The organism is Bradyrhizobium sp. USDA3516 (genome assembly GCF_057651995.1).
Genome location: NZ_JBYGYN010000008.1, coordinates 303,513 through 327,284 on the forward strand (window position 1 = coordinate 303,513; position 23,772 = coordinate 327,284).

Annotated in this window: 33 protein-coding genes and 1 tRNA gene; 22 read left to right on the forward strand and 12 right to left on the reverse strand. The window is 62.4% G+C overall.

All coding sequences use genetic code 11. The features are described from left to right. Positions 1–204: 204 nt before the first annotated feature. Positions 205–1,491, reverse strand: coding sequence for a PBSX family phage terminase large subunit (locus AC24YW_RS25135; RefSeq protein WP_487485237.1), 1,287 nt, complete (start codon positions 1,489–1,491; stop codon positions 205–207). Between the two features lie 261 nt (positions 1,492–1,752). Between AC24YW_RS25135 and AC24YW_RS25140 the strand changes: the two genes are divergently transcribed. Then, a complete protein-coding gene (locus AC24YW_RS25140; protein ID WP_487485238.1) occupies positions 1,753–2,919 on the forward strand; it encodes a hypothetical protein in 1,167 nt (388 codons plus the stop codon). Here the strand turns inward: AC24YW_RS25140 and AC24YW_RS25145 are convergent. Continuing rightward, positions 2,805–3,191, reverse strand: coding sequence for a hypothetical protein (locus tag AC24YW_RS25145; RefSeq protein WP_487485239.1), 387 nt, complete (start codon positions 3,189–3,191; stop codon positions 2,805–2,807). The genes AC24YW_RS25140 and AC24YW_RS25145 overlap by 115 nt on opposite strands. A gap of 569 nt (positions 3,192–3,760) precedes the next feature. On the opposite strand from AC24YW_RS25145, the gene AC24YW_RS25150 reads away from it, so the two are divergent. Then, the gene (locus AC24YW_RS25150) at positions 3,761–3,970 is read left to right on the forward strand and encodes a hypothetical protein (protein ID WP_487485240.1); all 210 of its coding nucleotides are present in this window, start codon (positions 3,761–3,763) and stop codon (positions 3,968–3,970) included. Between the two features lie 195 nt (positions 3,971–4,165). Further along, entirely contained in the window at positions 4,166–5,683 is a 1,518-nt protein-coding gene (locus tag AC24YW_RS25155) for an FAD-dependent monooxygenase (RefSeq protein ID WP_487485241.1), read from the forward strand. A gap of 160 nt (positions 5,684–5,843) precedes the next feature. Here the strand turns inward: AC24YW_RS25155 and AC24YW_RS25160 are convergent, their stop codons facing one another. The 3 genes from AC24YW_RS25160 to AC24YW_RS25170 all read right to left on the reverse strand — a co-directional run bounded on the left by AC24YW_RS25160 (position 5,844) and on the right by AC24YW_RS25170 (position 8,170). Continuing rightward, complete coding sequence (locus tag AC24YW_RS25160) at positions 5,844–6,959, reverse strand: RelA/SpoT domain-containing protein (RefSeq protein ID WP_487485242.1); 1,116 nt, start codon at positions 6,957–6,959, stop codon at positions 5,844–5,846. A gap of 472 nt (positions 6,960–7,431) precedes the next feature. Further along, the gene (locus tag AC24YW_RS25165) at positions 7,432–7,875 is read right to left on the reverse strand and encodes a hypothetical protein (RefSeq protein WP_487485243.1); all 444 of its coding nucleotides are present in this window, start codon (positions 7,873–7,875) and stop codon (positions 7,432–7,434) included. A 221-nt stretch (positions 7,876–8,096) separates the two neighbouring features. Next, a tRNA-Pro gene (locus tag AC24YW_RS25170) sits at positions 8,097–8,170 on the reverse strand. 31 nt (positions 8,171–8,201) lie between these two features. On the opposite strand from AC24YW_RS25170, the gene AC24YW_RS25175 reads away from it, so the two are divergent. Continuing rightward, complete coding sequence (locus AC24YW_RS25175; RefSeq protein ID WP_487485244.1) at positions 8,202–8,984, forward strand: FRG domain-containing protein; 783 nt, start codon at positions 8,202–8,204, stop codon at positions 8,982–8,984. Between the two features lie 115 nt (positions 8,985–9,099). Here AC24YW_RS25175 and AC24YW_RS25180 read toward each other — a convergent pair whose 3' ends face one another. Next, positions 9,100–9,288 (reverse strand): DUF3606 domain-containing protein, encoded by a 189-nt coding sequence (locus tag AC24YW_RS25180; RefSeq protein WP_487485245.1) that lies wholly within the window; start codon positions 9,286–9,288, stop codon positions 9,100–9,102. Positions 9,289–9,423: 135 nt separating this feature from the next. Between AC24YW_RS25180 and ligD the strand changes: the two genes are divergently transcribed. The 7 genes from ligD to AC24YW_RS25215 all read left to right on the forward strand — a co-directional run bounded on the left by ligD (position 9,424) and on the right by AC24YW_RS25215 (position 12,730). Beyond that, positions 9,424–10,347, forward strand: coding sequence for a non-homologous end-joining DNA ligase (ligD, locus tag AC24YW_RS25185; protein ID WP_487485246.1), 924 nt, complete (start codon positions 9,424–9,426; stop codon positions 10,345–10,347). Next, the gene (locus AC24YW_RS25190; protein ID WP_487485247.1) at positions 10,347–10,571 is read left to right on the forward strand and encodes a hypothetical protein; all 225 of its coding nucleotides are present in this window, start codon (positions 10,347–10,349) and stop codon (positions 10,569–10,571) included. Before ligD ends, AC24YW_RS25190 begins: the two co-directional genes overlap by 1 nt. Next, positions 10,568–10,795, forward strand: coding sequence for a hypothetical protein (locus AC24YW_RS25195; RefSeq protein ID WP_487485248.1), 228 nt, complete (start codon positions 10,568–10,570; stop codon positions 10,793–10,795). Before AC24YW_RS25190 ends, AC24YW_RS25195 begins: the two co-directional genes overlap by 4 nt. A 107-nt stretch (positions 10,796–10,902) precedes the next feature. After that, complete coding sequence (locus AC24YW_RS25200; protein ID WP_487485249.1) at positions 10,903–11,316, forward strand: hypothetical protein; 414 nt, start codon at positions 10,903–10,905, stop codon at positions 11,314–11,316. Between the two features lie 15 nt (positions 11,317–11,331). Then, entirely contained in the window at positions 11,332–11,991 is a 660-nt protein-coding gene (locus AC24YW_RS25205; protein ID WP_487485250.1) for an SOS response-associated peptidase, read from the forward strand. A gap of 317 nt (positions 11,992–12,308) precedes the next feature. Beyond that, entirely contained in the window at positions 12,309–12,509 is a 201-nt protein-coding gene (locus AC24YW_RS25210) for a hypothetical protein (RefSeq protein ID WP_487485347.1), read from the forward strand. Then, positions 12,506–12,730 (forward strand): hypothetical protein, encoded by a 225-nt coding sequence (locus AC24YW_RS25215; protein WP_487485251.1) that lies wholly within the window; start codon positions 12,506–12,508, stop codon positions 12,728–12,730. Before AC24YW_RS25210 ends, AC24YW_RS25215 begins: the two co-directional genes overlap by 4 nt. Here AC24YW_RS25215 and AC24YW_RS25220 read toward each other — a convergent pair. After that, a complete protein-coding gene (locus tag AC24YW_RS25220) occupies positions 12,724–12,993 on the reverse strand; it encodes a DUF6894 family protein (protein WP_487485252.1) in 270 nt (89 codons plus the stop codon). The genes AC24YW_RS25215 and AC24YW_RS25220 overlap by 7 nt on opposite strands. A 121-nt stretch (positions 12,994–13,114) precedes the next feature. Continuing rightward, positions 13,115–13,363, reverse strand: coding sequence for a hypothetical protein (locus tag AC24YW_RS25225; RefSeq protein WP_487485253.1), 249 nt, complete (start codon positions 13,361–13,363; stop codon positions 13,115–13,117). A 345-nt stretch (positions 13,364–13,708) separates the two neighbouring features. On the opposite strand from AC24YW_RS25225, the gene AC24YW_RS25230 reads away from it, so the two are divergent. The 3 genes from AC24YW_RS25230 to AC24YW_RS25240 all read left to right on the forward strand — a co-directional run bounded on the left by AC24YW_RS25230 (position 13,709) and on the right by AC24YW_RS25240 (position 15,348). Then, entirely contained in the window at positions 13,709–14,479 is a 771-nt protein-coding gene (locus tag AC24YW_RS25230; RefSeq protein WP_487485254.1) for an EAL domain-containing protein, read from the forward strand. A gap of 156 nt (positions 14,480–14,635) precedes the next feature. Beyond that, complete coding sequence (locus AC24YW_RS25235) at positions 14,636–14,890, forward strand: DUF3551 domain-containing protein (RefSeq protein ID WP_487485255.1); 255 nt, start codon at positions 14,636–14,638, stop codon at positions 14,888–14,890. A 113-nt stretch (positions 14,891–15,003) separates the two neighbouring features. Next, positions 15,004–15,348: a response regulator gene (locus AC24YW_RS25240; RefSeq protein WP_487485256.1), complete on the forward strand. Its 345-nt coding sequence runs from the start codon at positions 15,004–15,006 to the stop codon at positions 15,346–15,348. Between the two features lie 45 nt (positions 15,349–15,393). Here AC24YW_RS25240 and AC24YW_RS25245 read toward each other — a convergent pair whose 3' ends face one another. Next, on the reverse strand, positions 15,394–15,585 hold the full coding sequence (locus tag AC24YW_RS25245; protein WP_487485257.1) for a hypothetical protein: 192 nt from the start codon (positions 15,583–15,585) through the stop codon (positions 15,394–15,396). A gap of 193 nt (positions 15,586–15,778) precedes the next feature. Further along, a complete protein-coding gene (locus tag AC24YW_RS25250) occupies positions 15,779–16,006 on the reverse strand; it encodes a hypothetical protein (RefSeq protein WP_487485258.1) in 228 nt (75 codons plus the stop codon). Here AC24YW_RS25250 and AC24YW_RS25255 point away from each other — a divergent pair. From AC24YW_RS25255 to AC24YW_RS25280, 6 genes are all read left to right on the forward strand, one after another. Then, positions 15,999–16,331, forward strand: coding sequence for a hypothetical protein (locus tag AC24YW_RS25255; protein ID WP_487485259.1), 333 nt, complete (start codon positions 15,999–16,001; stop codon positions 16,329–16,331). The two genes, AC24YW_RS25250 and AC24YW_RS25255, sit on opposite strands and share 8 nt — an antisense overlap. Before the next feature lie 154 nt (positions 16,332–16,485). Beyond that, the gene (locus tag AC24YW_RS25260) at positions 16,486–16,806 is read left to right on the forward strand and encodes a hypothetical protein (RefSeq protein ID WP_487485260.1); all 321 of its coding nucleotides are present in this window, start codon (positions 16,486–16,488) and stop codon (positions 16,804–16,806) included. 40 nt (positions 16,807–16,846) lie between these two features. After that, the gene (locus AC24YW_RS25265; RefSeq protein WP_487485261.1) at positions 16,847–17,479 is read left to right on the forward strand and encodes a hypothetical protein; all 633 of its coding nucleotides are present in this window, start codon (positions 16,847–16,849) and stop codon (positions 17,477–17,479) included. Between the two features lie 220 nt (positions 17,480–17,699). Then, entirely contained in the window at positions 17,700–17,885 is a 186-nt protein-coding gene (locus AC24YW_RS25270) for a hypothetical protein (RefSeq protein ID WP_036007759.1), read from the forward strand. Positions 17,886–18,033: 148 nt separating this feature from the next. Beyond that, positions 18,034–19,320 (forward strand): NRAMP family divalent metal transporter, encoded by a 1,287-nt coding sequence (locus AC24YW_RS25275; protein WP_487485262.1) that lies wholly within the window; start codon positions 18,034–18,036, stop codon positions 19,318–19,320. A gap of 138 nt (positions 19,321–19,458) precedes the next feature. Next, positions 19,459–20,673, forward strand: a complete 1,215-nt coding sequence (locus tag AC24YW_RS25280; protein WP_487485263.1) for a mandelate racemase/muconate lactonizing enzyme family protein — start codon at positions 19,459–19,461, stop codon at positions 20,671–20,673. Between the two features lie 94 nt (positions 20,674–20,767). Here the strand turns inward: AC24YW_RS25280 and AC24YW_RS25285 are convergent, their stop codons facing one another. Next, positions 20,768–21,046, reverse strand: a complete 279-nt coding sequence (locus AC24YW_RS25285) for a hypothetical protein (protein ID WP_487485264.1) — start codon at positions 21,044–21,046, stop codon at positions 20,768–20,770. 168 nt (positions 21,047–21,214) lie between these two features. Continuing rightward, the gene (gene rocF / locus AC24YW_RS25290; RefSeq protein ID WP_487485265.1) at positions 21,215–22,192 is read right to left on the reverse strand and encodes an arginase; all 978 of its coding nucleotides are present in this window, start codon (positions 22,190–22,192) and stop codon (positions 21,215–21,217) included. A gap of 261 nt (positions 22,193–22,453) precedes the next feature. Between rocF and AC24YW_RS25295 the strand changes: the two genes are divergently transcribed. Beyond that, complete coding sequence (locus AC24YW_RS25295; RefSeq protein WP_025037643.1) at positions 22,454–22,714, forward strand: hypothetical protein; 261 nt, start codon at positions 22,454–22,456, stop codon at positions 22,712–22,714. A gap of 377 nt (positions 22,715–23,091) precedes the next feature. Next, positions 23,092–23,700 carry a TetR/AcrR family transcriptional regulator gene (locus tag AC24YW_RS25300; RefSeq protein WP_487485266.1) on the forward strand — a complete coding sequence of 203 codons (609 nt, stop codon included), beginning with the start codon at positions 23,092–23,094 and terminating at the stop codon, positions 23,698–23,700. The last annotated feature ends 72 nt before the right edge of the window (positions 23,701–23,772 follow it).

Here is a 23,772-nt window from a genome sequence, read left to right on the forward strand (position 1 = left end):
GGCTCTCGGGCCTCGCGTTCCTCAGAATTTTCGGGCGCGTCGAGAAGAAGTAGCGATCAGAGCGGACCGACCGGCGTCAGAAAAATTGTGCCCCGGCTAACCCATCGAGGACGGGAGCTGCGTTTCAGCAACTCACGCAGCGGTTGAAGTCACATTCAATAGAACACACGTGTCAACCGCAGGTTCTACCGGGTGCACCCTGTCTTACACCCAGCCTTGCTCGGCATACCGGATCGGCCGATTGAAAGCGGCCACCCTGCCCGGCTGCTCGTAACAGATCGCCATCAACCCCAACGCATCCGCGGCGTGGCTCGACCAGTCGTGCTCGGGGCCGAGACCGATGTTGCGCGGCTCGTCCTTGCGCTCGTGATAGAAGCCGAGCGCCTCGCGGCCGGGCTCGGTCGTCTCTGCATTGAACCAGAGCTGCGGGCCGAGCCGCCGCAGCGCTTCGATCCGCATCATGGCCGCGCCAGGTCCCTGGTTCTTCACCGGCGGCTCGACCGTGAAGCCGGCTTCGCGCAGGTGATCTTCATAGCGCTTGCCGGTGATGTTGTTCGTGGCGACGCCGTCGTGCGGCAGGTAAAGGATCGCGTGATCATAGCCGCGCGAACGCAGCCAGTTGACGTGAAACGCCAGCACCTGGCCGACGCTCTCGTAGTAGTCGAGAATGCGTATCTCGCTGCCGACCCACTGCACGATCCAGATCGTGAAGGTATCCGCCGCGGCGCCGGCGCCGCCAATGTCGATGAAGGCACGCAGCGGCAGCAGCGGGTCCGCGGCAACTTTCCCGATCCGCCCCTGCGCACGCGCCTCCGAGAGCAGCGAGGCAAAGTAGGCGCCCTCGAAGGCGCGCGCATAGTCTCCCTCCCAGATGTGGTCGTAACGCTCCGGATAGAGCTTCTGGTCGAGCACCCGCTCCTCCTCGAGCACATCCGGAAACCAGGGATTGTCGCGCCAGTTCGCCTTCACCACCACGACGCCGTCCGGCTGCCGCCCCCGCAAAAAATCGTCGATCGCATCACTCTTGCGACGCGGATTCCAGCTCGCCCAGAGCTCGGAATCCTTGGTGCGGATCGTTGGCCGCAGCAGCGCGAGGCTGCGCGCGCTCAAGGATTGTGCCTCGTCGATCCAGGCGATGCGAAACCCCTCCAGCGATTTGATGGAGTCGGCCGTGTGATCCTGAAGCCCGCGGAAGATGATGAGCCCGTCCCCGGGCGTCTCGATCTTGTCGCTGAACAACTTGAAGCCGTGGCCGAGACGAAGGCTTGCGATCTTGGCCTCGATCAGACGCTTCGACGATTGCGCCAGCGTGCGCTGCGCCTCGCGGATGCAGACTGCGAGCGTGCCGCGCTCGGCCTGGCAGGTCTCGACCAGGAGCTCGCCGAAGAAATGCGACTTTCCCGAGCCGCGTCCGCCGTAAACGCCCTTATAGCGGGCAGGTTTGAGCAGCGGCTCGAAGATCTTCGCCGTCGGAATTTTCAGGATGGACAATGGCTGCGCTCACTCGCCCTAGGGCAGGCCGGTGCGCCTGCGCCACATCGCGGACCAGTCTTCGTGCACTGCGGGCTGCAAGATCCTGCGCATCATATCTTCCCAGGACATGTTCAACTCCATTCGAATGAGATAGGCCAGCACGCCCCGCCCGCAGCCAGGATGATGCGATCTCGGCCAACTTGCTCAACCATTGATGATTGACTAACTACGTTGCTCGCGCGAGGTGATTGCGCGATCCGGCCGACAGGGGAGACTCGTGTGAGAACGTTACCGACCCTCGGAATTCTGAATCATGCGATGCTAGCGTTGATGCTAACCACATTCGCGTCCGACGCGATCGCACAAGAGCGGCCCGCTCCGAGATTCGACAAATGGCGTCCGAAGGCCGGCGCCTATGCCGAACCCGGCAAGAATTTCGAGTCGTCCTGCGATGAAGGCAATGACATCAGAATCGGCGAAAAGTCTGTTAGCGGTTACGAATGGGGCTGCGACTTCAAGAAGATCATCGATCTTGGCCCGGGCTCGCTGAAGGTTCAAATGGTCTGTGATGACTACAATCTGGCGCAGAACCTCAACCCACGCGATCCCAATTGGGAGAACAGGCAATTCAACGAAGTCATGTTCGTCAAGCGGATCGACGATGCGACGATCTCCGTTCAGAAGAGCCTGAATGGGAAGCTCAAGGATCCGCCCTGGCGTGCGGCCTACTGCCCTCTGACGACACAGCGCGCGATCGCCGAGGCCACACTGAGAGCCAAGGTGGAAGCAAACCGGCAAACCGAACTGGAGCAAGCTTTGAAAGGCGCTCACCCGCGGAACGGCGTCTACGCAGCGGCCGGCCCCGACTTTGAGAAGCGCTGCGCGAAGTTCAACGACACCGTCGTTACGTTCTCCGGAAAGTCGATCACCACGGCCTCGAACATTTGCAAGATCGAAAAGACGCGGGTTCAGCTTCCCGACACCGTCAGAGTGGGCGCCGATTGCACATTGCAGCCGGCTTCGGACAAAGACGCCGTCAGCGTACAAAACGTGGACACCACTCCGGACCGCGAGAACCTGATGTTCAAGAAGATCGACGACAAGACCGTCATCCTTTGGATCATCGACAACGGCGCTTCACCGGCGACGGCCGAAAGCTCTCCTATTGCAGCGACCAGGTGCAGCGCGCCTATGGCGGGCGGCATCCGACCGATAAGCAGACCAGGAACTAGCCGAAGGCATCAAACGAAAAACCCGCGCCGGATTGCATCCGCGCGGGCAACACCAAGTTCTGTCGATGATGTCATTCTGCCAGTGTTTTGCCCGACGGGTCAACGCTCGATCGAGGCGCCATTGCAGATCGGGAGCTCCGCCGTCTCGAGCGTCGCGACGGCGTCGCCGCTGTTCGAGCTTCCCGGATGCACGATGATGCGCTCGATCCGGTGAATCAATTCCAGCACGCCGTCCTGGCCGTTTTCGACCGGCTGTGCGGCCTTACCCCAGCCGCGATCGAGGATGGCGTTGGCCGCCGAGACGCGCGCCGCGGGCGTTGCATCCTCGCTGCGCATGATGCCGACGAGCACCCGGATGGCGGTTCGGGTGTGGCTGCGCGCGAGCGAGCGTATTTCGGTCAGATTACGCGCCCGCGACGTCTTCCCGCGCGCGGGCAAGCGGACCGGCGCAGGCTCGAGCTCACCTTCGATGATGTCCTCGCTCACGCGAACGTCTCCCACAGCACGATGGCAACGAGGCCCGCGAGGGCCAGCGATATCAGATAGGCGGTCATCGTCTCTCCCTATAAAAGAAATGCGCGGCAGATCGCGCGGCGAGGCGCGATCGTTTCGGGCGCGAACCCTATCTCCGTTGAACCCGGAGACCGCAGCGGCGCGGGCTATTCGCCCGGCGCCGCGGGCCGGCACGTTCGCGCGTGCACGGCCAGCAATGGGTTCGGACGACGGCGCGCCGATCGGCGCTCCCTGAACGCGTTTCAAGCTAAGTGCGTGGCCGCAATGCGCCGCCGCCGTCCGATTGCGACATCGAGACGAAAGAACCCGCGGCGGATTGTTCCGCGCGGGTCAACCAAACTCGTCTCGATGATGCCATTCTGCCGGTGTTTTGCCCGACGTGTCAAAACCTTCCGCTGAATTGAAAAGGCCCGCCGCGGATTGCGTTCCGCGCGGGCCAACTCAAACTCGTTTCGATGATGCCATTCTGCCAGTGTTTTGCCCGACGTGTCAAACGAACGAATTCGTGCGGGCCGCGTTGGACAGTCAGGAGCGACCCGGCCATGACCAACAAGACGAACGCACCCGGCACTTTGCAAGACGACACGTTGCGAGATCGTCCGCCCTCAAAGCCGCGCATCGAGAAGGAACACTCCACGCAGATCGTCGAAGACGCCGGCGCGACGGCGGATGACGGCCGCGATCTCGCGCATGGCGAGGGCGGCAGCATCGATCTGCCCACCAAACCCGGCGATATGTCGAAGGACGATTGAGCCGCCCCGCGGGGCAGCGCGCATCTCGATGATGCCAGTTACGAAGGTGTTTTGCCCGGCGCGTCAATCGACAGCGCGCAAAAATCGCAAAACCTCTCCTCCCATCTCGATATGTGGTGTGCAAGGGGCTTGCTTCAAGCCCCCGATGATCGCGTAAGACGCTCGACCCGAACAACAGGTCAAGGGGGTCATGCCATGCCTTTCCCGATTCCGACGGCCCGGTCGCGCAGCCGAACCAGCGCAGACCACGCAGCTGCCGGCCATGCGGTCATCATCGCCGGCGCCGGACCCACCGGCCTGATGCTGGCCGCCGAGCTCGCGCTCGCGCATGTCGACGTCGCCATCGTCGAGCGGCGCGCGAGCCAGGACATCGCCGAGACGCGCGCCGGCGGACTGCATGCCCGCACGATCGAGGTCCTCGATCAGCGCGGAGTCGCCGAGCGCTTCCTGCGCGAAGGGCAGATCACCCAGCTCGCCGGTTTCGCCTGGACCAGGCTCGACATCGGCGATCTCCCCACCCGTCATCCTTACGGCCTCGCGCTGCGGCAGAACCAGATCGAGCGCCTCCTCGCCGAATGGGTCGCCGAGCTCGCGGTGCCGATCTATCGGGCCCGCGAGGTGACGGGCTTTACAGAAGACGAGACCGGCCTCGACGTCACGCTGTCCGGCGGGATGCGCTTGCGCGCGCGTTATCTCGTCGGCTGCGACGGCGGCCGCAGCCTGGTGCGCAAGCACGCGGGCATCGACTTTCCCGGTTCTGAACCCACGCTCAGCAACCTCATGGCCGAGGTCGAGATGCGCGACCCGCCCGAATTTGGCCTGCGTCACGACGCGCTCGGCTTCCACGGCCTCAGCAAGACGGGAAGCGGCCGCGTGCTGGTCGTGCTGACGGAGCCAAATCTCGCGCGCACTGGCGAGCCCTCTTTAAGCGATCTCGGCGCGGCGCTCGAAGCCGTCTACGGCACCGATTTCGGCGTCAACAATCCCGCCTGGATCTCCCGCTTCACCGACGCGGCGCGGCAGGCGGCGTCCTATCGCAGGGGCCGCGTGCTGCTCGCCGGCGATGCCGCGCACATTCATCATTCCGTCGGCGGCCAGGGCCTCAACCTCGGTGTGCAGGACGCGGTCAATCTCGGCTGGAAGCTGGCGCAGGTGGTCCATGGCATCTCGCCCGAGAGCCTGCTCGACACCTATCACAGCGAGCGCCATCCCGTGGCCGCGCGCGTCCTAAAGACCACCATGGCGCAGATCGCCCTGCTCCGCCGCGGCGACGACGGCCGCAAGGCCGCCCGCGAGGTGATCGCCGAGCTGCTCGCCATGGACGAGCCGCGCCGGCGCCTTGGCGCGATGATGAGCGGGCTCGACATTGCCTACGATCTCGGCGAAGGCCACGCACTGCTCGGCCGCCGCATGCCCGATCTCGATCTCGTGGTCGACGGCCGGCCGCAAAAATTGTTCACGCTGCTGCACGGCGCGCGCGGCGTGCTGCTCAATTTCGGCAAGCGCGGCATCGACATCACGTCCTGGGCGGATCGCCTTGCGATCGTTGATGCCGATTACGACGGCGCCTGGCAGCTTCCGGTCATCGGCGCGGTCGCCGCTCCGAGCGCGGTGCTGGTGCGGCCCGATGGCCATGTCGCCTGGGTGGGCGACGAGAGCCAGTGCGGACTTGCGGAGGCGCTGACGCGGTGGTTCGGGCCGGGTGGTGCGTAACGCACGAACGTCTCTGCGCCGCCAAAGCAAACAAGCCCGCGGCAGACCCGCGGGCTTATTCCGAATTTCCGATGATACCATTCTGCCAGTGTTTTGCCCGACGGGTCAACGCACCGACAGGCGAGAGCCTCAACTCCAGCTCTAGCCCACGAACTAGAAATTACCACTTCTTGTAGCCGCGAAGCCAAGACAGATCATAAACTCGCTCTTTCCGTCTCGGAACTCGTTCTTGCACTGGGATCGAACGATCAAGTTTTTCGGGCAACCCAGCGGCAATACGAAGCTTGCTCTTGAACTTTTGAACGTCGCCAAAATAATTCGGGTATGCCGCGCGCAGATTTTCTATCTCGTCAACTTCAACAAGAACGATCTTTGTGTCTTTAGTGCCGCTCTCTGCATTTTTCACTTCGGCAGCATCGTAAGACATGGTGGCGTATATCGGCCCGAAGAATGGCTTGATGCGAACACGTCCCTCAGCGCGGTCATATTCAATCTGGAAATAGTCTGGCTTGTCGTTGGGATCGAAAACGATACTTTCGCTGTACGCAAACGCCTGACTAAGGCGCTCAAGCGTTTCGACAGCGTCCAGCTTTCTTTCTAGTTTGGTTATCTCGGAAAGTCGCTCTCCGCTCAGTTGCTCGCACGCTTCCTCTACGGCGAACTCCTCCGACATAAGTTTAAAAAGCCGAAGCCAGTCAGGATCGCCACGACCGGCTTTTAGATCTTCGCGACGATATAAGCCAACGGCCTCGACTGCGGTTGCCCAAGAGTGTTGCAACTGGGTCCTGATCTGAACCTCGACACGGCGCCCCTGATAAACCTGCGCGTCACCCTCGCCACGAAACTTCAGGACCATGTGATGGCTTCGGTATCCATCCGGCTTCATTTGCTGGATGTACGGATACTCACGGAAGACCTCATTCGAGGTATCGCGCCGGAAACCTTGGAGGAAACTCTCGACGTCTCCCATGGATGGCAGGATAACGCGACAGCCCGCGAGATCATTCATCTGGTTTAAATTGCCCGGGATATTCGCAAGCTTACGGCGTATCGACGGCATTCTTTTTAGCCGCGCGCCAGTTGCGCCCGCCACGCCCAGCTTTTGCCGACGGAGTTGGCTCACCAACTCTTGTCGAACCATCCTCATGGGGTAGGCATGAGAATCGCGCCAGTTGTGCGCAACCCGGAAGACTTCTCTAGCCGCGCTTGCTTCGGCCTCGTTATTCCACGGCACAGACCCGGCCAGGGCCTCACCCGCTCGCAGCACTTCTTTCATGCTGTAATTGAAACGAGGAAATTCAGACACAGGGCGGCCTACGTCCATAATATATGGCTGTCGCCCTGCTGAGGGCGGAATCAACAAGTCCATATTACCGCCTCGGGGGTGGGTACGGCAGTACAATATACTCGTCTCGACAACCGAACATATTGAGAACGACGAGCAGGTCCGGCCAGGGTCCACGAGCTGAAATGCTGTGGAAGTCACCAAACTCGGCTCCCTGTAGCCGAAATGGGCAGTCAAAAGCCCGCGCTATTGCGCGGGCTTGAGTTTCAAGGGCTCGATACCCGGGTCAATACCCGAATATTGCGGCGATCCTCGGTTTCCGGCGAGACCGGTTTAGCTGGCGCGGCTTCCACCGGAGCGGGCTCCTGGGGCCTGTAAGCAAGCGCCTCCGCAATCCATCGCGGCCATTCGGGCTTCGGCTCTGGCTCAACACGCCGTTGAAACAGTTTCTGAAGTATATCGCTCATGCCTGCTCCTGCGATTGCAACCAAAGCTCTTCGTGATCAGCATCGCGATCACGAACCGCGCCGAGGCTGCCAAGGACACTGACAGACGCGTGCTGCACGCTCTCCTCGATATGCGCTTCCATCGTCACGTCGTCGCCGGGATGCACGATGACGCGCTCGATGCGGTGGACGAACCGTATGGGATTGTCGTCTTCACTCACGATCGGCTGCATCGGCTTGCCCCATCCGCGATCAAGAATGGCGTTGGCCGCCATGACGCGGGCGTGGGCGGGGGCGTCCTTGTCGCGCATGATTTGCACGAGAGTCTTGATCGCAAGATTTGTGTGCGTCCGCGCCAGGGATTTGATTTCAGTCAACGTCCGCTGCTTCAGAGCGCGGCGCGCAGCCGCCCTCGCGAGCGCATTCTGTGAAAGAAGGTTGTAGTTCGCTGCTTCAGTCATTTGGAAATCCGTCTGAAAATTCACTCCGGTCAATTCTGAATCGAGACGCAAAAAACCCGCGGCGGAAATCCCCGGCGCGGGCTCAAAACAAACTCGTCTCGATGATGCTATTCTGCCAGTGTTTTGCCCGACGTGTCAAAGGGGAGAAACGCTCTGTCGAGCATATTGCGTCATCGAACTAATCCCACCAAAGTGGATATGTCTCTTGAATAGTGCGACGATCGGGGATCGTAGATTTGAACTACGGACCCCCCGCCTCCCAGGCGGGTGCTCTACCGGGCTGAGCTAATCCCCTTAAGGAACAACGTAAGATAGGAGCCGAGTTGATGTCAAACGTCGTCCCTCCATGGCGTCAGGTGAAAGACGTCTCGGAGTTCGATCAGGCCGTAGCCGACGCCCAGGCTCGCGTGATGGCTATCAAAAGCGGCTGTTGGTTTCGAGGCCAGCGGATGGGCGCATGGTCCCTGCAGCCCGGTCTGCTCCGAGTAACTCATCCAAGTCATGCTGAGCATGCTTACTTCGCCGAATTCCGGCAGCGAGGGGGATCATTGATTCCTCACCACTACAGCGCCTGGCAAACTCTGTATTTAATGCAGCACCACGGCGTACCGACCAGATTGCTTGATTGGTCTGATCGCTTAGACATCGCAATGTACTTTGCATTGTCTGGGGAAACAGATTGTCCAAGAATCTGGTTCCTAAACCCGTTCATCCTCTCCTCGCTAACAACGAAAGGTCAACTGAGCCCGACTTCTGCCTCGCCTTCCGACAAGTTTATCTTCGACGTGAGTAACGACCAGGATTTGGACTATGAAGAGCGTTTTCTGAATCGAAAGGATTGGCCCTTTGCCCTGCCTCTTCCTATTTTTTTTAGACGTGATTTCACTCGGGTTGAAAGGCAAAGCGGATTGTTCACCGTGCACAACGACTTGGATTTTCAGTTGCTCGCGTCCAATGAAAGATGCCTGACGTCAATTGAGATTTCACATAAAGCAAAGATTGGGCTTCTACGACGCTTGGAATTGAGCGGCATTGATGCATTCCAAATATTTGGTGATCTTTCTGGCTTGGCCGAAGCTCTTAAAAAGAAGTATCACCCTTCAACCTAGCGCCCACCGTTTGCCGGTGGCCGGGCTCACGGGCTAGGGCCAGCCAGCTTGCCCCGCCTTCCAAAAAAGGAACGGGGCAGCTTCGGCTCGCATCGGCTCGAAAAAATCCGATCACTTAGCCCCGCTTCAGCTTGCTCTCCACCTTCTTCCGGCTGCTGCCCACCTTCTTGACCGCCTTCTTCACCGCCGAAGCGGAGCGACGGGTCTTCTTCGCCTCGTACTGCACCTCATAGTTCTGTCCGCCCGCCACGCGCGCGCGGTCCTGCTTACGACCGCGAGCGGTCTGCTTCTTCGCTTTAGCCATATGGCACCTCCATGCCATGCGAAAACGCATGGAGATTCAGTTGGTTCCTTCAGCTCGTTAAGCGCGCCACAACGCCCGGAACGAATCCCCGTACAAAGATTCGAATCAAACGAGTTTGTAGCGTGGAGTTGTTGAGTGGCGTCCCAGCGTCAGCGGAAAGCATCGGCGACCGGCGTGAAGGCGCCCTTCCCGGGCTTTATCGAACCGGCCTTGGCATCCTCCGTCCCGAGGGTGCCTTCCGGAGAACGGTGGATTCACGAAATCAAGTTCGACGGATATCGCGTCCAGGTGCATTTGGCCAACGAAGCCGTGACCATCTACACCCGCCGGGGCCACGATTGGACGAGGCGCTTCAAGAAGGTTGCCGAGGACGCCTGGCACATCAAGGCCGGCTCGGCGATCATCGACGGAGAAATTGTCGTCCCGGCCGAGGACGGCACGACCGATTTCTCGGTGCTTCAGAATGAGCTCAAGGGCACGTCCTCAAAGATCGTGCTCGTGGTTTTCGACCTGCTCTATCTCAATGGACGAGACCTCCGCCGCGTACCGCTGGAACAGCGCAAGGCCGAGCTGAAAAAGGTCATTGCCGGCACAGACGTGCAGTTCAGCGAGAGTTTCGAGATGGACGGCCGCGAGATGTTCGCGCATGCCTGCAAGGTCGGCCTTGAGGGCGTGGTCTCCAAGGTCCGTGACAGCATCTACAGCAGTGGCAGGAATAACAACTGGGCCAAGACGACCTGCGCGCAGCGCGAAACCTTGACCATCGCGGGCTTCGCCCTTGATGAGGGCAAGTGGGACGGCGTCTATCTCGGCCGCCGCAAGGGCGATGATCTGATCTATGCGGGCAAGGTCGACCACGGTTTCGACAAGACATCAGCAGCCGAGCTACGCAAGCGTCTGGAGCCGCTGCGGCGCAGGACGCAGCCTTATGCCAAGCGCATCGCGCACAAGGGCATCTGGGTCGAACCGAAGCTGCTTGCCGAGATCGAGTACCGCGCCAAGTCGGCCGAGGGAAAGGTGCGGCATCCGTTCTTCAAAGGATTGAGAGAGGACCTGTGATGGACAACAGCGCGCGCATACTTCAGGATCTTTACGATAGCGAAATCAACTTTGCGATCGTCACATTTTGGGACGCTGGCTTCCAAGTGAAGCTTGGTGATGATCTGAATGGATTTAGCGCGACCAAAACGGTCAGCAACCTCTTTGAAGCGGTCGAGTGGCTTCGTCGTCAAACTATCGACGCATATCCTGAAAGTGCCTTTGCGAGGGCTTACAAAACATGACGACTTCGCCGAGCACTACCGCGTGGATGGTGGTCTTCTGTGCTTTCAACGGTAATACCGAGGCCCCGACGGAAGTCCTTGACCTCGGCTGCGGCGCCGGCGAAATCCGCTGTCTCGAATGCGGTGGTGACGGCAACTGGGGCAAGTTCGCCCCGGAGATTGTCGGGCCAGATTGCGCATGCGTTGATTGCAAAGGCACCGGCCGCCAGCTGGTGAGCATCTGAGTGCCTTGGTTGTCCACAGCCACGAGAGGCAGTAGCTCGCCGGCACCGTCGCCTACTAGGAATCGATAATTTGCCAAACCCTGTCGGCTCATGCCTTTGATGACTGTATGTCCACGAAGTCGCGCTCATATCTCTTCGGCACTCAGATCAAGATGGCGGCCGAGCGCGCCCGAGAGGCGCGCAAGGAAGCTGACAAGCTTGCCTGCGTGGCGTGGAACAGCCGGATGCTCGGTTACAAGGGACCCGCACAGCCCTCGCCGACCATTGGCGATGCCATCAATGGAGGATACCCATACCTCGAGGTCCGCTGTCACGGCTGCGACACCAACCAGACAGTAGCACTCGAGATCATTCGACGCCCAAAGACCACGCCCATACACGAACTCGAACGCTACATGCGCTGCAAGGACTGTTCGCAGGTGCGGGGCTATCCCTACAAGCGCAGCGAGCTTGTGGCGCTGCGACCGACAAAGATTTCAGCAGGCCACCCGCCCTCGATCTGGTGGCCGGGCGAGCGATAAGAGACAATCCCACTCATGTGCAATCTGTATTCGATCACCACCAATCAGGCGGCTATCGCCGACCTCTTCCGCATCGTTCGTCGCTACGAAGGCAACCTGCCGCCGATGCCCGGTGTCTTTCCGGATTACCCCGCCCCTGTCATTCGCGATGCAGGTGGCGAGCGCGAGCTGGTGATGATGCGTTGGGGCATGCCGCCGCCGCCCCGCACCGGCGGGCCGCCTGTCACGAACATCCGCAATACCTCATCCCCACATTGGCGCGCTTGGCTCAAGCCGGAGCACCGCTGCCTCGTGCCCGCCAACAGCTTTGCCGAGTACGCGCCCGAGCCCAACCCGGAGACGAAGAAGAAAGACGTCGTTTGGTTTGCGCTTGCGGAAGAGCGGCCGCTATACGCGTTCGCCGGCATCTGGACCACCTTCAACGGCGACCGGGGCACGAAGTCGAAGCCCGTTCCGGGACCGCATCAGGTCTACGGGTTTCTGACGACTGCCCCGAATGCCGTTGTTGAGCCGATCCACCCCAAGGCAATGCCGGTAATCCTGACGACCGCGGAAGAATGGGACGTTTGGATGCGAGCCCCTTGGGACGAAGCCAAGGCATTGCAGCGACCCCTTGAAGACAACGCCCTGAAAATCGTCGCGAGGGGGACTGAGAAAGAAGACATAATCGCCTAGTGGGCTTGCAGCCAGGAACATCCGGCACCCCTCCGCGCTGCGCCCGCTATGCCCGGACCAACCGATGATCCCCTGTTGGCGCGCGCCGACGACGTCCTCCGCGAAGCCGAACAAGGCGCACGCCGAGCGACTTGAGTAAGTGGCTCAAGATGCTCAAGCTTCTCCCGCAAAATTAATCTGCGCGCCCTATCAAATGAAATGACTCTCCACCGCCGATGGGGTTAAGGTATATCATCACCGCAAGGTCCCCTGGCATGTATCGGTGATGAGAACGCAACCGCGCTCCCGCCCCACTCCATCAAGGAGGCAGCGCCATGATGCTGAAGCGGCGTCGTTTCAAACAGACCAACACCCTCAGTGAAAGACTCGCCGGCGAAGCTGCGCGCTGCCGCGAAGAGGCGCGCACGCTTTCGCCCGGCCGCCGCCGCGACATGCTGCTGCGCCAGGCGCGACAGGACGAGACGGCGATCCAGATCGACGCCTGGCTGCGCTCGCCCGGCCTGAGGGCGCCGACATGATGCAATATCGCGCCTATCTCATCGGCGAGAACGGCGTGTTCCGCTCCGCCGAAGCCTTCGAGGCCCCGTCCGATTCCAGCGCGCTGGATTTTGCCAAGCGGTTCACGCGGCTCGGCAAGGTCGAGGTCTGGCAGCTCGGCCGCAAGATCGCGGTGCTGGACGGCGAGCAGTCCCCGCCGCCGTTGCGCGAGCCGTCCCGGCCGACGCTGACGCGTCAATGACCGCGTGACCGCGGCAGCGACTTCAGATCTTCGATCTGGAAATTGAACTTCACCTGCATCACCGGGCCGCTCGCATCGCGAACCTCGGTCGCCATCTCCTGCCGATCGCCGGTGAGCGGCGCGGAGAGCAGCGCATCACGCGCGAGGTCAGCAACCGACTTGGCGGCCTCGGCCTGAACCGCGCGCGGGCTCGACAATTCCAGCCCTTCCTCGTCCAGCGCAATTCCCTTGTCGTCGCGAAGGTCGAAGTAATATCTGGGCATGTCCGCATTCCCTTTGGCCTATAGGCCCAAGAGCGGGCAAAGGTTGCTAGCGCGTCGAAAAGAATCGCTTGGGATCAATGTGTTCCGGGAACACCGCGGGATCCGCGACCGTGGGCCGGCCTCACTCCTCGGCGAGCTTGTGCTCGATATAGGCGTCCACCGTCTCGGCGAACGAGCGCTGCACGCCGACCGCGACATCGTGCTGGTCGAGCGCATCGCGCTGCAGCACGCGCAGACCCCGCCCGCGCATGCACGCGGGTGCCGTGTTCAGGAACTGGTCGATGGCGCCCTTGGCAAGCGGGATGGCCTTGGGATCGCCCCTGGCGATCAGGAGCCGGAGCAGGCTCTGGCATTCGGCCAAACCGGGCATGGCGTCTCTCACCTTTCTTGCGATTTCGGCTTCGGCCGCTCTGCCTTCTGGGTGTGGGTGCCGAACAGCGCCAGCAGCAGCGCGACTTCTTCCTTCGAACCGATCTGGATCATGATTGTCTCTCCGTTTCGCTTGGTTGGTCGGCGCCGGCGGGCGCCGAGTTCAGGACGATCTGGTTTCAGCACTGTTTCAGGCGTGTTTCGCGGGCCGGCCTGCACCGCACCTCGAGCCTGCTTGCGTGCACAATTGAACGCTGCCCCCCGCCCTTCGCCAATCGCGACCCGTTTCTCTCTTCCTTAACTCCGGAGCAGGTAGGGTTGCGGCCTCAGGGCATGGGGTTGCGTGATGGCTGTGACGTGTGCGGGATGCAGAGACGGTACGGAGCTGCCGTTCGCGTTCAAGATGGCTTTCCAGCCGATCGTCGACATCACGGCGCACCGCGTCTGGGGTTACGAGGCCCTGGTCCGCGGCCCCGGCGGCGAAAGCGCGCACAGCGTGCTGAGCCAGCTCACCGACGATCAGCTTTACCGCTTCGACCAGGCCGCCCGCGTCATGGCGATCGAGACGGCCGGCAGGCTGTTCAGGGATCCACGGGCGCGTCTCTCCATCAACTTCATGCCGAACGCCGTGTACGAGCCGCGCGCCTGCATCCAGCAATCGCTCGCCGCAGCGCAGCGCGCCAACTTTCCGGCCGAGAACCTGATGTTCGAGTTCACCGAGAACGAGCGGATGAGCGATCCGGCGCATGTCGAGAACATCGTGCGGGCCTACAAGGCGCTGGGCTTCTGGACGGCGCTCGACGATTTCGGTGCGGGCTATGCCGGCCTCAGCCTATTGGCGCGGCTGCAGCCGAACCTGATCAAGATCGACATGGAGCTGCTGCGCGGCATCGACGCCAGCCACCCGAAGCAGGTGATCGTGTCGGCCCTGGCCGCAATCGCCCGCGAGCTGGACATCACCCTGCTCGCCGAAGGCGTCGAGACCGAGGCCGAGCTCACCATCCTGCGCGCCGCCGGCATCCGCCTGTTCCAGGGTTATTATTTCGCCAGGCCCGGCTTCATGTCGCTGCCGCAGGTCGCGGGATTTCAGCCGCTCGAGGCGTCGCTGGCCGGTTGAGGAACGCGGCGAGCGTTCGTTCACCTTTGCGACAGCACAAGAACAAAACACCATCTCCCTGGTTGATGACTGCCGGCCTGCGCGGACCGCCCGTCGAGACTTCACTCCTCGTCGGGATGTTCTATCATCCGTCGGCCACTAACGATGGAGGGTCGAATGCGACTCGCTTTGCTTACCGGGGTCGTGCTGGCGGGATTGTCTTCAGCAGCAAACGCCCGCGACTATCCCTGGTGCGTCTTCGGCGGCAATGTCGGCTACCCCGGCGAGTGCATGTACGAGACCAGAGAGCAGTGCCTGGCTTCGGCGTCGGGACGATGGACCAGCTATTGCGATATCAATCCGCGCGTGAGATTCCAGCAGCAGGCCCCGCACCCGGCCCGTCCTGCGACGAGACCAAGGCCCGATCGGTGACGTAAGTCAACGAACCCTGTACCCTGGCAGCCGACGCGATCGGCGTGCCAAGGCGCCTTTGCCAGGGAACGTATCGGATTTACCTAAGTTGACGGGCAAGGAGATCTTTGCCCATGAGCCAGACAGTCTTGCTCGTAGATGATGATCCCGACGTGCTCGACGTGCTCGCAAGCATGCTGAAGCATCTCGGATGCATGGTCGTTCGCGCACGGAGCGGACCCGAAGCGCTACGTTCGTTGCAGGATGATGAAAGCATTTCCATCCTGATCACCGACATCAACATGCCGGACATGGACGGTCACGAGCTGGCCGAGCGCGCGCGACGCGTCCGCCCGAGCGTCAAGGTGCTTCAGGTGTCGGGCCGGGAGCCGCGACGGGGCGGCCTTCCCCTGCTGCGAAAGCCTTTCACCGAAGATGATCTCGCGCGCCTGATGCAACAAGCGACGGGACTTGGTTAGGGCAGGAGCTTGAGGCCTTGCGGCGCCCTGCCGCCCTCGCCCGCGCTATCTGCCGCGCTTCTGCGTGACGGTGCGCAATGCGATGCCGTGCTGCCAGGCCCGCACCCGCACGGCGGCTTCGCTCCGGTTGAGCACTGCGGCAATCTCGTCGGGCCGCCGGCCTGCCTCGGCCAGCGCTTTCAGCCGCTCATGATCGTCCGCCGTCCACCTCTTCAACAAGGGATAGCGTGATTGCATGGTCGGAGCGGCTCACCCGTCGTTCAAAGCGCTGACAACAATCCCCAGGGAGTCCACAAGTTCCCATCTGCCGCGTGTGACGGCCATAGCACGGGGTGCGCGGCGTGAAGTTAGCAAAAGATAAGCCCGCGACGGATTGCTCCGCGCGGGCACGTTCAAACGAAAGGCTCGGGTGAGACCCTCGCTCAGTGCGTCAGTTCGAGGTGCAGACCTTGACGGTCTTCATGCCGGTCTCGGCTTCAGACCTGGTCTTGTACACGGTGTCGCCGCTGACCACCGTCGTTTCCGTGGTCGTCGGCTTCGATTCCGTGATGGTGCACTTCTTGGTCTTGACGTCCTGCACCACGTAGAACGATTGCGCAAACGCGGGAGCCGCAACCGACGTCAGCACGGCGGCCGCTATGATTGCCTTGGTGTTCATCGTGTCCTCCTCCAGCAGCCCGGTCATCCAGGCTTGTGCTTACAAACCCGATAAATTGCCACTTGTTCCCGGCCGTCGCTCGAACCAATGCCGGCTGATCGCGTTGGTGCGCAAACAGGAGGCTTCGATGCTTGACGTGCGGCTGATGACAACTTCCCTGGCGATGCTGGTTGCACTGATGAGCGTAGCGCTGGCTGAGCCCGTCAAGGACCAGGCTGCTCCTGTGGTTCAAACCGCCACCGAAGCCCGCCCCATTCGCGTGATCCTTCCGGCGCCGTGGGAGTCCAGCAAGGGCCAGGCCGAGTCCGTGCAAGCCTCGAAGTAGCGGGCGGCGACGCACGCCGGCGCGGCGGACCAGCGACGACGCTGCTGCCGGATTGTCCCGCCCAGAGCGCCGCAGCAAACTCCTCCTCGAGGATAGCAACCATTTCGAATCTCACCTGTTGTCGCCGGCACAATCACTTGCAGGAGACAACAACATGAAACGTCTGACAGTTCTGGCCGCAACCTTGGCGCTGCTCGGCTCGGCGCCCGCCGGCGCTCAGTCGCAACCGGCGCAAAGCGGGCCGGGCAACAACGCGGTCAACAGCTCCGACCAGAACAACTCCAACGCACCGGTCGCGGGCCGCAACAGCTTCACCGAAGGACAGGCGAAATCGCGGATCGAAGGCGCGGGCTATTCCAACGTCTCCGGCCTGCAGAAGGACAACGAGGGCGTCTGGCGCGGCAAGGCCGACAAGGCCGGCACCAAGACCGACGTCAGCGTCGACTTCCAGGGCAACGTCAATCCCGCCAAGTAATTCGCGACATCAAGTCATCCGCGAGCAAGGAGATCCAGACATGACGACCACCATCTCTCGCCTGTACGACAATTACACCGATGCCGAGCGGGCCGTGACCCGGCTCGAAAGCGCCGGCGTGCCGCATTCCGACATTAGCCTCGTCGCCAACAATTCGGACAATTGGTACGGCTCACGCTCCGGCAAGGTCGCCGGCAAGGTCGATCGTGACCGCGACGGCGTCGACGATCGCGCCGAAGGCGCCGGCACGGGTGCCGGCATCGGCGCGGGGCTCGGCGGCGCTGCCGGCCTGCTCGCAGGTCTTGGCCTCCTCGCCATTCCGGGCCTCGGCCCGGTGGTCGCGGCCGGATGGCTCGCCGCGACCGCGGCAGGCGCTGCTGCCGGCGCGGCCACCGGCGGAATCATCGGCGCCCTGACCGAAGCCGGCGTCTCCAAGGAAGACGCATCGCGTTATGCCGAGGGCGTCCGCCGCGGCGGCACGCTGGTGTCGGCGCGGGTGCCGGACCAGGACCGTGCGCGCCTCGATGCGCTTCTGCACGAGCGCGCGGTCAACCTTCAGGAGCGCAGCGCCGCGTGGCAGAAGTCCGGCTGGACCGACTTCGACGCGGCAAGCCCGCCCTTGTCGCCTGAGGATATCGTCCGCGAGCGCGAGCTCTATGGAATGCGGCGATAGGCAGCAGAGCCCCGACACGACAAAGGCCCCGCGATGCGGGGCCTTTTGATGTCGACGACCGGTCATCACGCCGGCACGCTCGATGGTGCCATCTTGCCAGTGTTTTGCCCGACGGGTCAAACTTTATCTCAAATGCCGCAAAGTGGATTGGGCGAAGTGAAATCTCTTCGCCTCATGCTGGGACATGTCGAATGGACGGGGCAAGCCGGAGAGACCTTCGATGTATTACGTCGCCGCTGCATTGCTGGTGCTGTCGGGACTGTTCTATTCCGCGAGCCGTCATGAGCTCGGCCAATTCGGCGCGGACGTGTGCAGATATGGCGGCACGTTCTGCGACAACCCGGTGGTTCTCTTCACCGGCGCGGCGCTGGCCGCCGCCTGGGGCATGTTCGTCAGTATCAGGTAGGCCGATGATGGCAATATAGCCCTGTTTTGCCCGACGGAGCAAACGCACTTAGCATTTTCGGAAATCAGCCGCCCGCTTCGGTAGCGGGAACTTATGGTATTCGATTCGCATTTGCTAAGACGACGTCCGCCTCCGTTCGAGCCCGTTCATGAGCGACAGCGCCCTCACCCCGACGAAATCCGCGCCGACGCTGTTGCAAAGGCTCGGGCCCGGCCTCGTCACCGGAGCTGCCGACGACGATCCCTCTGGCATCGCCACCTATTCGCAAGCCGGCGCGCAATTCGGCTTCGGTCTGTTGTGGACCGTGTTTCTGACGACGCCCTTCATGATCGCGATCCAGCTCGTCAGCGCGCAGATCGGCCGCGTTACCGGCAAGGGGCTCGCCGCCAACGTCATGCAGGTCGCGCCGCGCTGGGCGGTGCTGGCGCTGGTCTCCATGCTGGTCGCCGCGAACACGTTCAACATCGCCGCCGACATCGCCGCGATGGCCGAGGCGCTCTCGCTCGTCATCGGCGGCCTCAAGCACGAGCACGCGCTGATCTTCGCCGCCGGCTCGACCCTGCTGCAGGTGTTCGTGCCCTATCGTCGCTATTCGCCGGTGCTGAAATTCCTCACGCTGGCGCTGTTCGCCTATGTCGCCACCGCTTTCACGGTGCAGATCCCCTGGAGCACGGCGCTGCTCGCCGCGGTATGGCCGAAGGCGAACGCCAGCGCCGACTATCTCCTGATGGTCGTGGCCGTGCTCGGCACCACCATCAGCCCCTATCTGTTCTTCTGGCAGGCCTCGCAGGAGGTCGAGGAGATGAACCAGGGCGAGCGCGACAAGCCGCTTCGCCAGCTCAAGCGCGGCGGCGACCACGAGCTCGATCGCATCAAGACCGACACCATCTCCGGCATGCTGCTCTCGAACGGCATCGCCTTCTTCATCATCCTGACCACCGCATCGGTCCTGCACGCCAACGGCGTCACCAATATCGGCTCGGCGACGGAAGCGGCCGAAGCGCTGCGGCCGCTGGCCGGCGATTTCACCTTCGCCCTGTTTGCGACCGGCATCATCGGCACCGGCCTGCTCGCGATTCCCGTGCTGGCGGGCTCGGCGGCCTATGGCGTTGCCGAGATCTTCGGCTGGCACGCCACGCTGGAGGCCAAGCCGGACGAGGCGGCCGGCTTCTACACCATCATCGCCGCGGCAACCCTGATCGGCTTCGGCCTCGGCTTCACCGGCATCGACTCGATCCACATGCTGGTGTGGAGCGCGGTGCTCAACGGCATCGTCGCCGTTCCCATCATGGCGATGATGATGCTGATCGTCTCGAACCGGACCATCATGGGCCGCTTCAGGGCCCGCTCCTGGCTGATCGCGCTGGGCTGGCTCGGCACCGCAGTCATGGCGCTCGCCGTTCTCGCCCTGCTCGGCTCGTCGCTGATCGGCTGACGCAAGGCCTGCTTCGGACGCGTTGCCGCGCCGCATCGCTGCATCTTCCCGCCGCCCCGCGCTTGGCTTAACAATGCGGTCCGGGCCCGGCTCAAGATCGGGCTATAAGAAAAGCCCGGCCGGGCAACAGGGAGCGACATGACCGAATCTTCAAAAGCAACGAGTCTCGAGATCCTCGCCTGCGATGCCGGCTGGAGAAACTATCATTTCGTCAAGCTGACGACCGGGGACGGCATCGTCGGCTGGAGCGAATTCGACGAAGGCTTTGGCTCGCCTGGGGTCGGCGCCGCGATCCAGCGCCTCTCGGCCCGGGTCATGGGGCAGAACGTCTTCCAGCACGAGCGCATCTTTGCCGAATTGTTCGCGGCGACGCGTCCTGCGGCCGGCGGCGTGGTGGCGCAAGCGCTCGGCGCAATCGAGAATGCGCTGCTCGATGCCAAGGCGAAATCGCTCGGCATTCCCTGCTATGAGCTGCTCGGCGGCAAGATCCGCGACCGTGTCAGGGTCTACTGGTCGCATTGCGCCACGTGGCGCATCAATCACCCGTCCTGGTACAAGCCGGCGATCGAAAGCCTCGACGGAGTCAAGGCGATGGGGCGCGAGGTGCGCGAGAAGAAATTCACCGCGCTCAAGACCAACATCTTCTCCTATGACGAGGGCAAGCCGACCGGCTGGCGCCCCGGCTTCGGCTCGCCCTTCGCGCCCGAGATCAACGTCGACCGCAAGATCCTGCGCGACCTGCACATGCATCTGGAGGCGATCCGCGACGGCGCCGGGCCCGACGTCGACATCCTGCTCGACTGCAACTTCAACGCCAAGACCGAAGGCTACTTGAAGATCCTGCGCACCATCGCCGACCTCGACATGTTCTGGGTGGAGATCGACAGCTTCAACCCGGAAGCGCTCGGCTATATTCGCAAGCAGAGCCCGCACCCGATCTCATCCTGCGAAACGCTGCTCTCCTTGCGCGAGTTCCTGCCCTACTTCCACGCTCAGGCCATGGACGTCGCGATCATCGACACGCCCTGGAACGGCGTCTGGCAGTCGATGAAGATCGCAGCAGCGGCTGAAGCCTTCGAGGTCAACGTCGCCCCACACAATTTCTATGGCCATCTCTGCTCGATGATGAACGCGCATTTCTGCGCCGCGGTGCCGAACCTGCGCATCATGGAGATCGATATCGATCGTCTGTCCTGGGACCGCGAGCTGTTCACGCACGAGCCGGAGATCGAGAACGGCCATCTCATCATCCCGAACCGGCCTGGCTGGGGCACCGAGCCGAACGAGGACGCCTTGCGGGCCCATCCGCCGAAGACGACTGGCGGGCTCCTCAACTACGGCCGCAAGGGCTGAGAGGCTAGAGCATGATCCGGAAAAGTGTGTAGCGGTTTTCCGAAGAGATCATGCTCAAACAATAACGTAAAGCGCGATGACGATTCGTCGCGCTTTACGGCGTCACGGGATTAACGGTTGGAGACGTCTTCGGCCGCTGCGGCTCGATCGGCGATTTCGGGTCGGTCGGGAGCACCAGAGCACCGGCAGCGCGTGCCGCTTCGCCCGTGGTCGCAAACATCGCGACATGGGCCGGCTGTGTCTTGGCCCGGCTCCACGGGCCGTGATCGACGATCAGCATGGCCGCAATTGTCATGCCCGCCACGATCAGTGCGATCACGCCGGGATGGCGCAGGGCTCTGGACATGGAGTAGGCGAAGCGACCATTTGTCATCGAAGGGGTCCGCAATTTTCCTATCGCAGGTTAACCCATTCGAGCCTGCTCCGGTTCCGCGCTTCCCACCGGCAGGTTTGCTGCCCACGGGGCATCGCCGATGGCTTCAGACGAGTTCCATGGCACGGTTGTTGGACCACCGCGCTTTCAGACTTTGAATGCGCCGCGTCACTCGCCCGGCGCGATGGCATTGCTCGGCGTCGGCCGGTCGGTGATCTGCTGACCGAACAGGCTGCCGATCAGCTCGACCGCCGTGCGCGCAGTCCGGCCGCGTTCGTCCAGGAACGGATTGAGCTCGACGATATCGACCGATCCGACGACGCCGGAATCGTGCAGAAGCTCCATGATCAGATGCGCCTCGCGGTACGTGGCGCCACCCGGCACAGTGGTGCCGACGCCCGGCGCCACGCAAGGGTCAAGGAAATCGACATCGAAGCTGACGTGCAGCACGCCATTGCTCGCCTTGACCCGTTCGATGACACGGCGGATCAGGACGGCGACGCCGAACTCGTCGATCTGGCGCATGTCGACGATCCGGATCCGGCGCGAGCGCATCAGCTCCTTTTCGAGCTTGTCGATCGAACGCGCGCCGAACAGGTCGAGCTTGTCCGGGCTGATCGAGGCGCGTGGATCTTCGCCGAGCAGGCCGTCGAGCCCGGGCTCGCCGCACAGGAACGCGGCTGACATGCCGTGCATGTTCGCGGTGATCGTCGTCTCCGGCGTGTTGTAGTCCGCATGGGCGTCGAGCCAGAGCACGAAGAGTTCGCGGCCGCGCTCCTGCCAATGCCTCGCCATGGCATTGACCGACCCCATCGACAGCGTGTGATCGCCGCCGAGAAAGATCGGCAGCGCACCTGACGTCGCGATCTCGTAGCCTCTGCGGCTGAGGGCGCGCGTCCAGCGCTGGATTTCGCGATAGTGATTGGCGTTTTCGGGCGGCCTGTCGGTGAGGTCCCGGACGTCGGCGACCGACAGATCGCCATGATCGACGACCTCGAAATCAAGGCTTTCCAGCAGCGTCGCGAGGCCGGCGGTGCGCAACGCCGCGGGCCCCATCAAGGTGCCGCGCTGCGAAGCGCCCATGTCGATGGGAGCACCGAGCAAGGCGATGCGCCGGGCTCGATCCGTCATGGTCCGATCGGTCACGGCTGTCTCCTGACATCAGCAAGGCCACCCCAGCCTAACAGAGATTCGCCCCCGTCGTTTCCCGGGGGAGCCGCAGCCAGCGGCTTGTCATCAGGAACAAAATTGCTCGCGCTGAATTGCCCATCCAAGGCCGGCACCCGCCGTCAATCACGGCGCCTGTCGCGGATAGCCAAAGGTCTTGAGACCCGCTGTTCAAAACGAGCGCTCGCGCGGATAGCCAAAGGTGCCGGCTTCGATCATCACGCCTGGGAGGTCGCGTCCTTGAGCACGGAGATACCGCAATCCACGTCCCAACCCGGCATGGCCGAGCGCGCCATCGATACGGCCGCGGACGTCTCCCGCACCATCGGTGAAGTCGCGGGAGGCCTGCACGCGGCGGTCGACCGCCTGACCTCCGCAGTCGAGGAATCGCGCAAGCCCGGCGGGGCACTCGCGACGGTTTCCGCGATCACGCGCGAAGCACCGCTCGCGAGCCTGTTCGTCGCCTTCCTGTTTGGTGTGGCGGTCGCGCGCCGGCGGTAGCGCTTCTGCAACCGCCGCACCAAGATCGGCGCGATGCGGCGGTTCGGCCGCTGAGGATGTGCCGAAGGCACGATTCGTCGCATGTCCCGCTGGCACCTGTAAACGGCAGTGTTCACGCCGAAGGGCCGAATGCTGAGCCCGGTCGTGCAAGCCTTCGCCAGCTGCGTTCGCGACGTCGACAAGCCACATGCTCAAGGCAAGGCGGCATGGCAACACCAGCAGCCTGCCCACGCGAACAGCCTAACGCCTGCCTGGTCGCCATCGGTGGCCAAGTGAGCACGGCCCGCGTCAGCTCGGCCACCGCGGCCACCGGTTGACTCGCCGTCAACCTGAATGGTTAGGTCGTGCTTTCACAGTTCAATGGCTGAGTCGAACCGGTGGTCACTGCACGAAAGAAGAAACGCGCCGACATTCCGGCTCGCGACCGAATCCTTGAAGCTGCAACCAGACTGTTTACCCAACGCCCTTTCGACGAGATCTCAGCGGAAGACATTGCCCGAGAAGCGGGCGTAGCCCATGGACTCACATTCCACTACTTTGGATCGAAGGCCAAACTCTACGAGGAAATTTCACAAGCTGCCGCTGACCGCCTGGATCGGATTCATCTGCGGGCCACACTCACGGGGTCGGCTCCCGAAAAGCTGCGCAGCTTCTTGGTAGCGCATATGGAGGAGGTCCATCGACGCCGGGTCGATTACGTTTTCCACTCGCGCGGCGGTGGCACTGCGGCAATCCAGGACATTTGGGAACGTTCGCGCAGCCACGGAATTCGGCTGGTCCTCGGCTTCTATGGCGTGACTGCGCCCTCGCTTGAACTTGCTGTCGCGACGCGGGCATGGCTTGGCTATTTCGATGAGCTCGTTCTGGCCTGGGTTCAGGGACAGATAAAGAACAAGGCGGCCATCGTCGAGATGGCGTTTCGGCTTTTCCCGCTTGCAGTCGCCAACGCCGAGCTTCTTGGCGAAAAGAATATTCCATCCGTTTGACAGAGGGTTGACGGCGCGTTCCGCGCTGCCTGATTGACTGTTAGTCAAGATTCTATTGACTGTCAGTCAAAG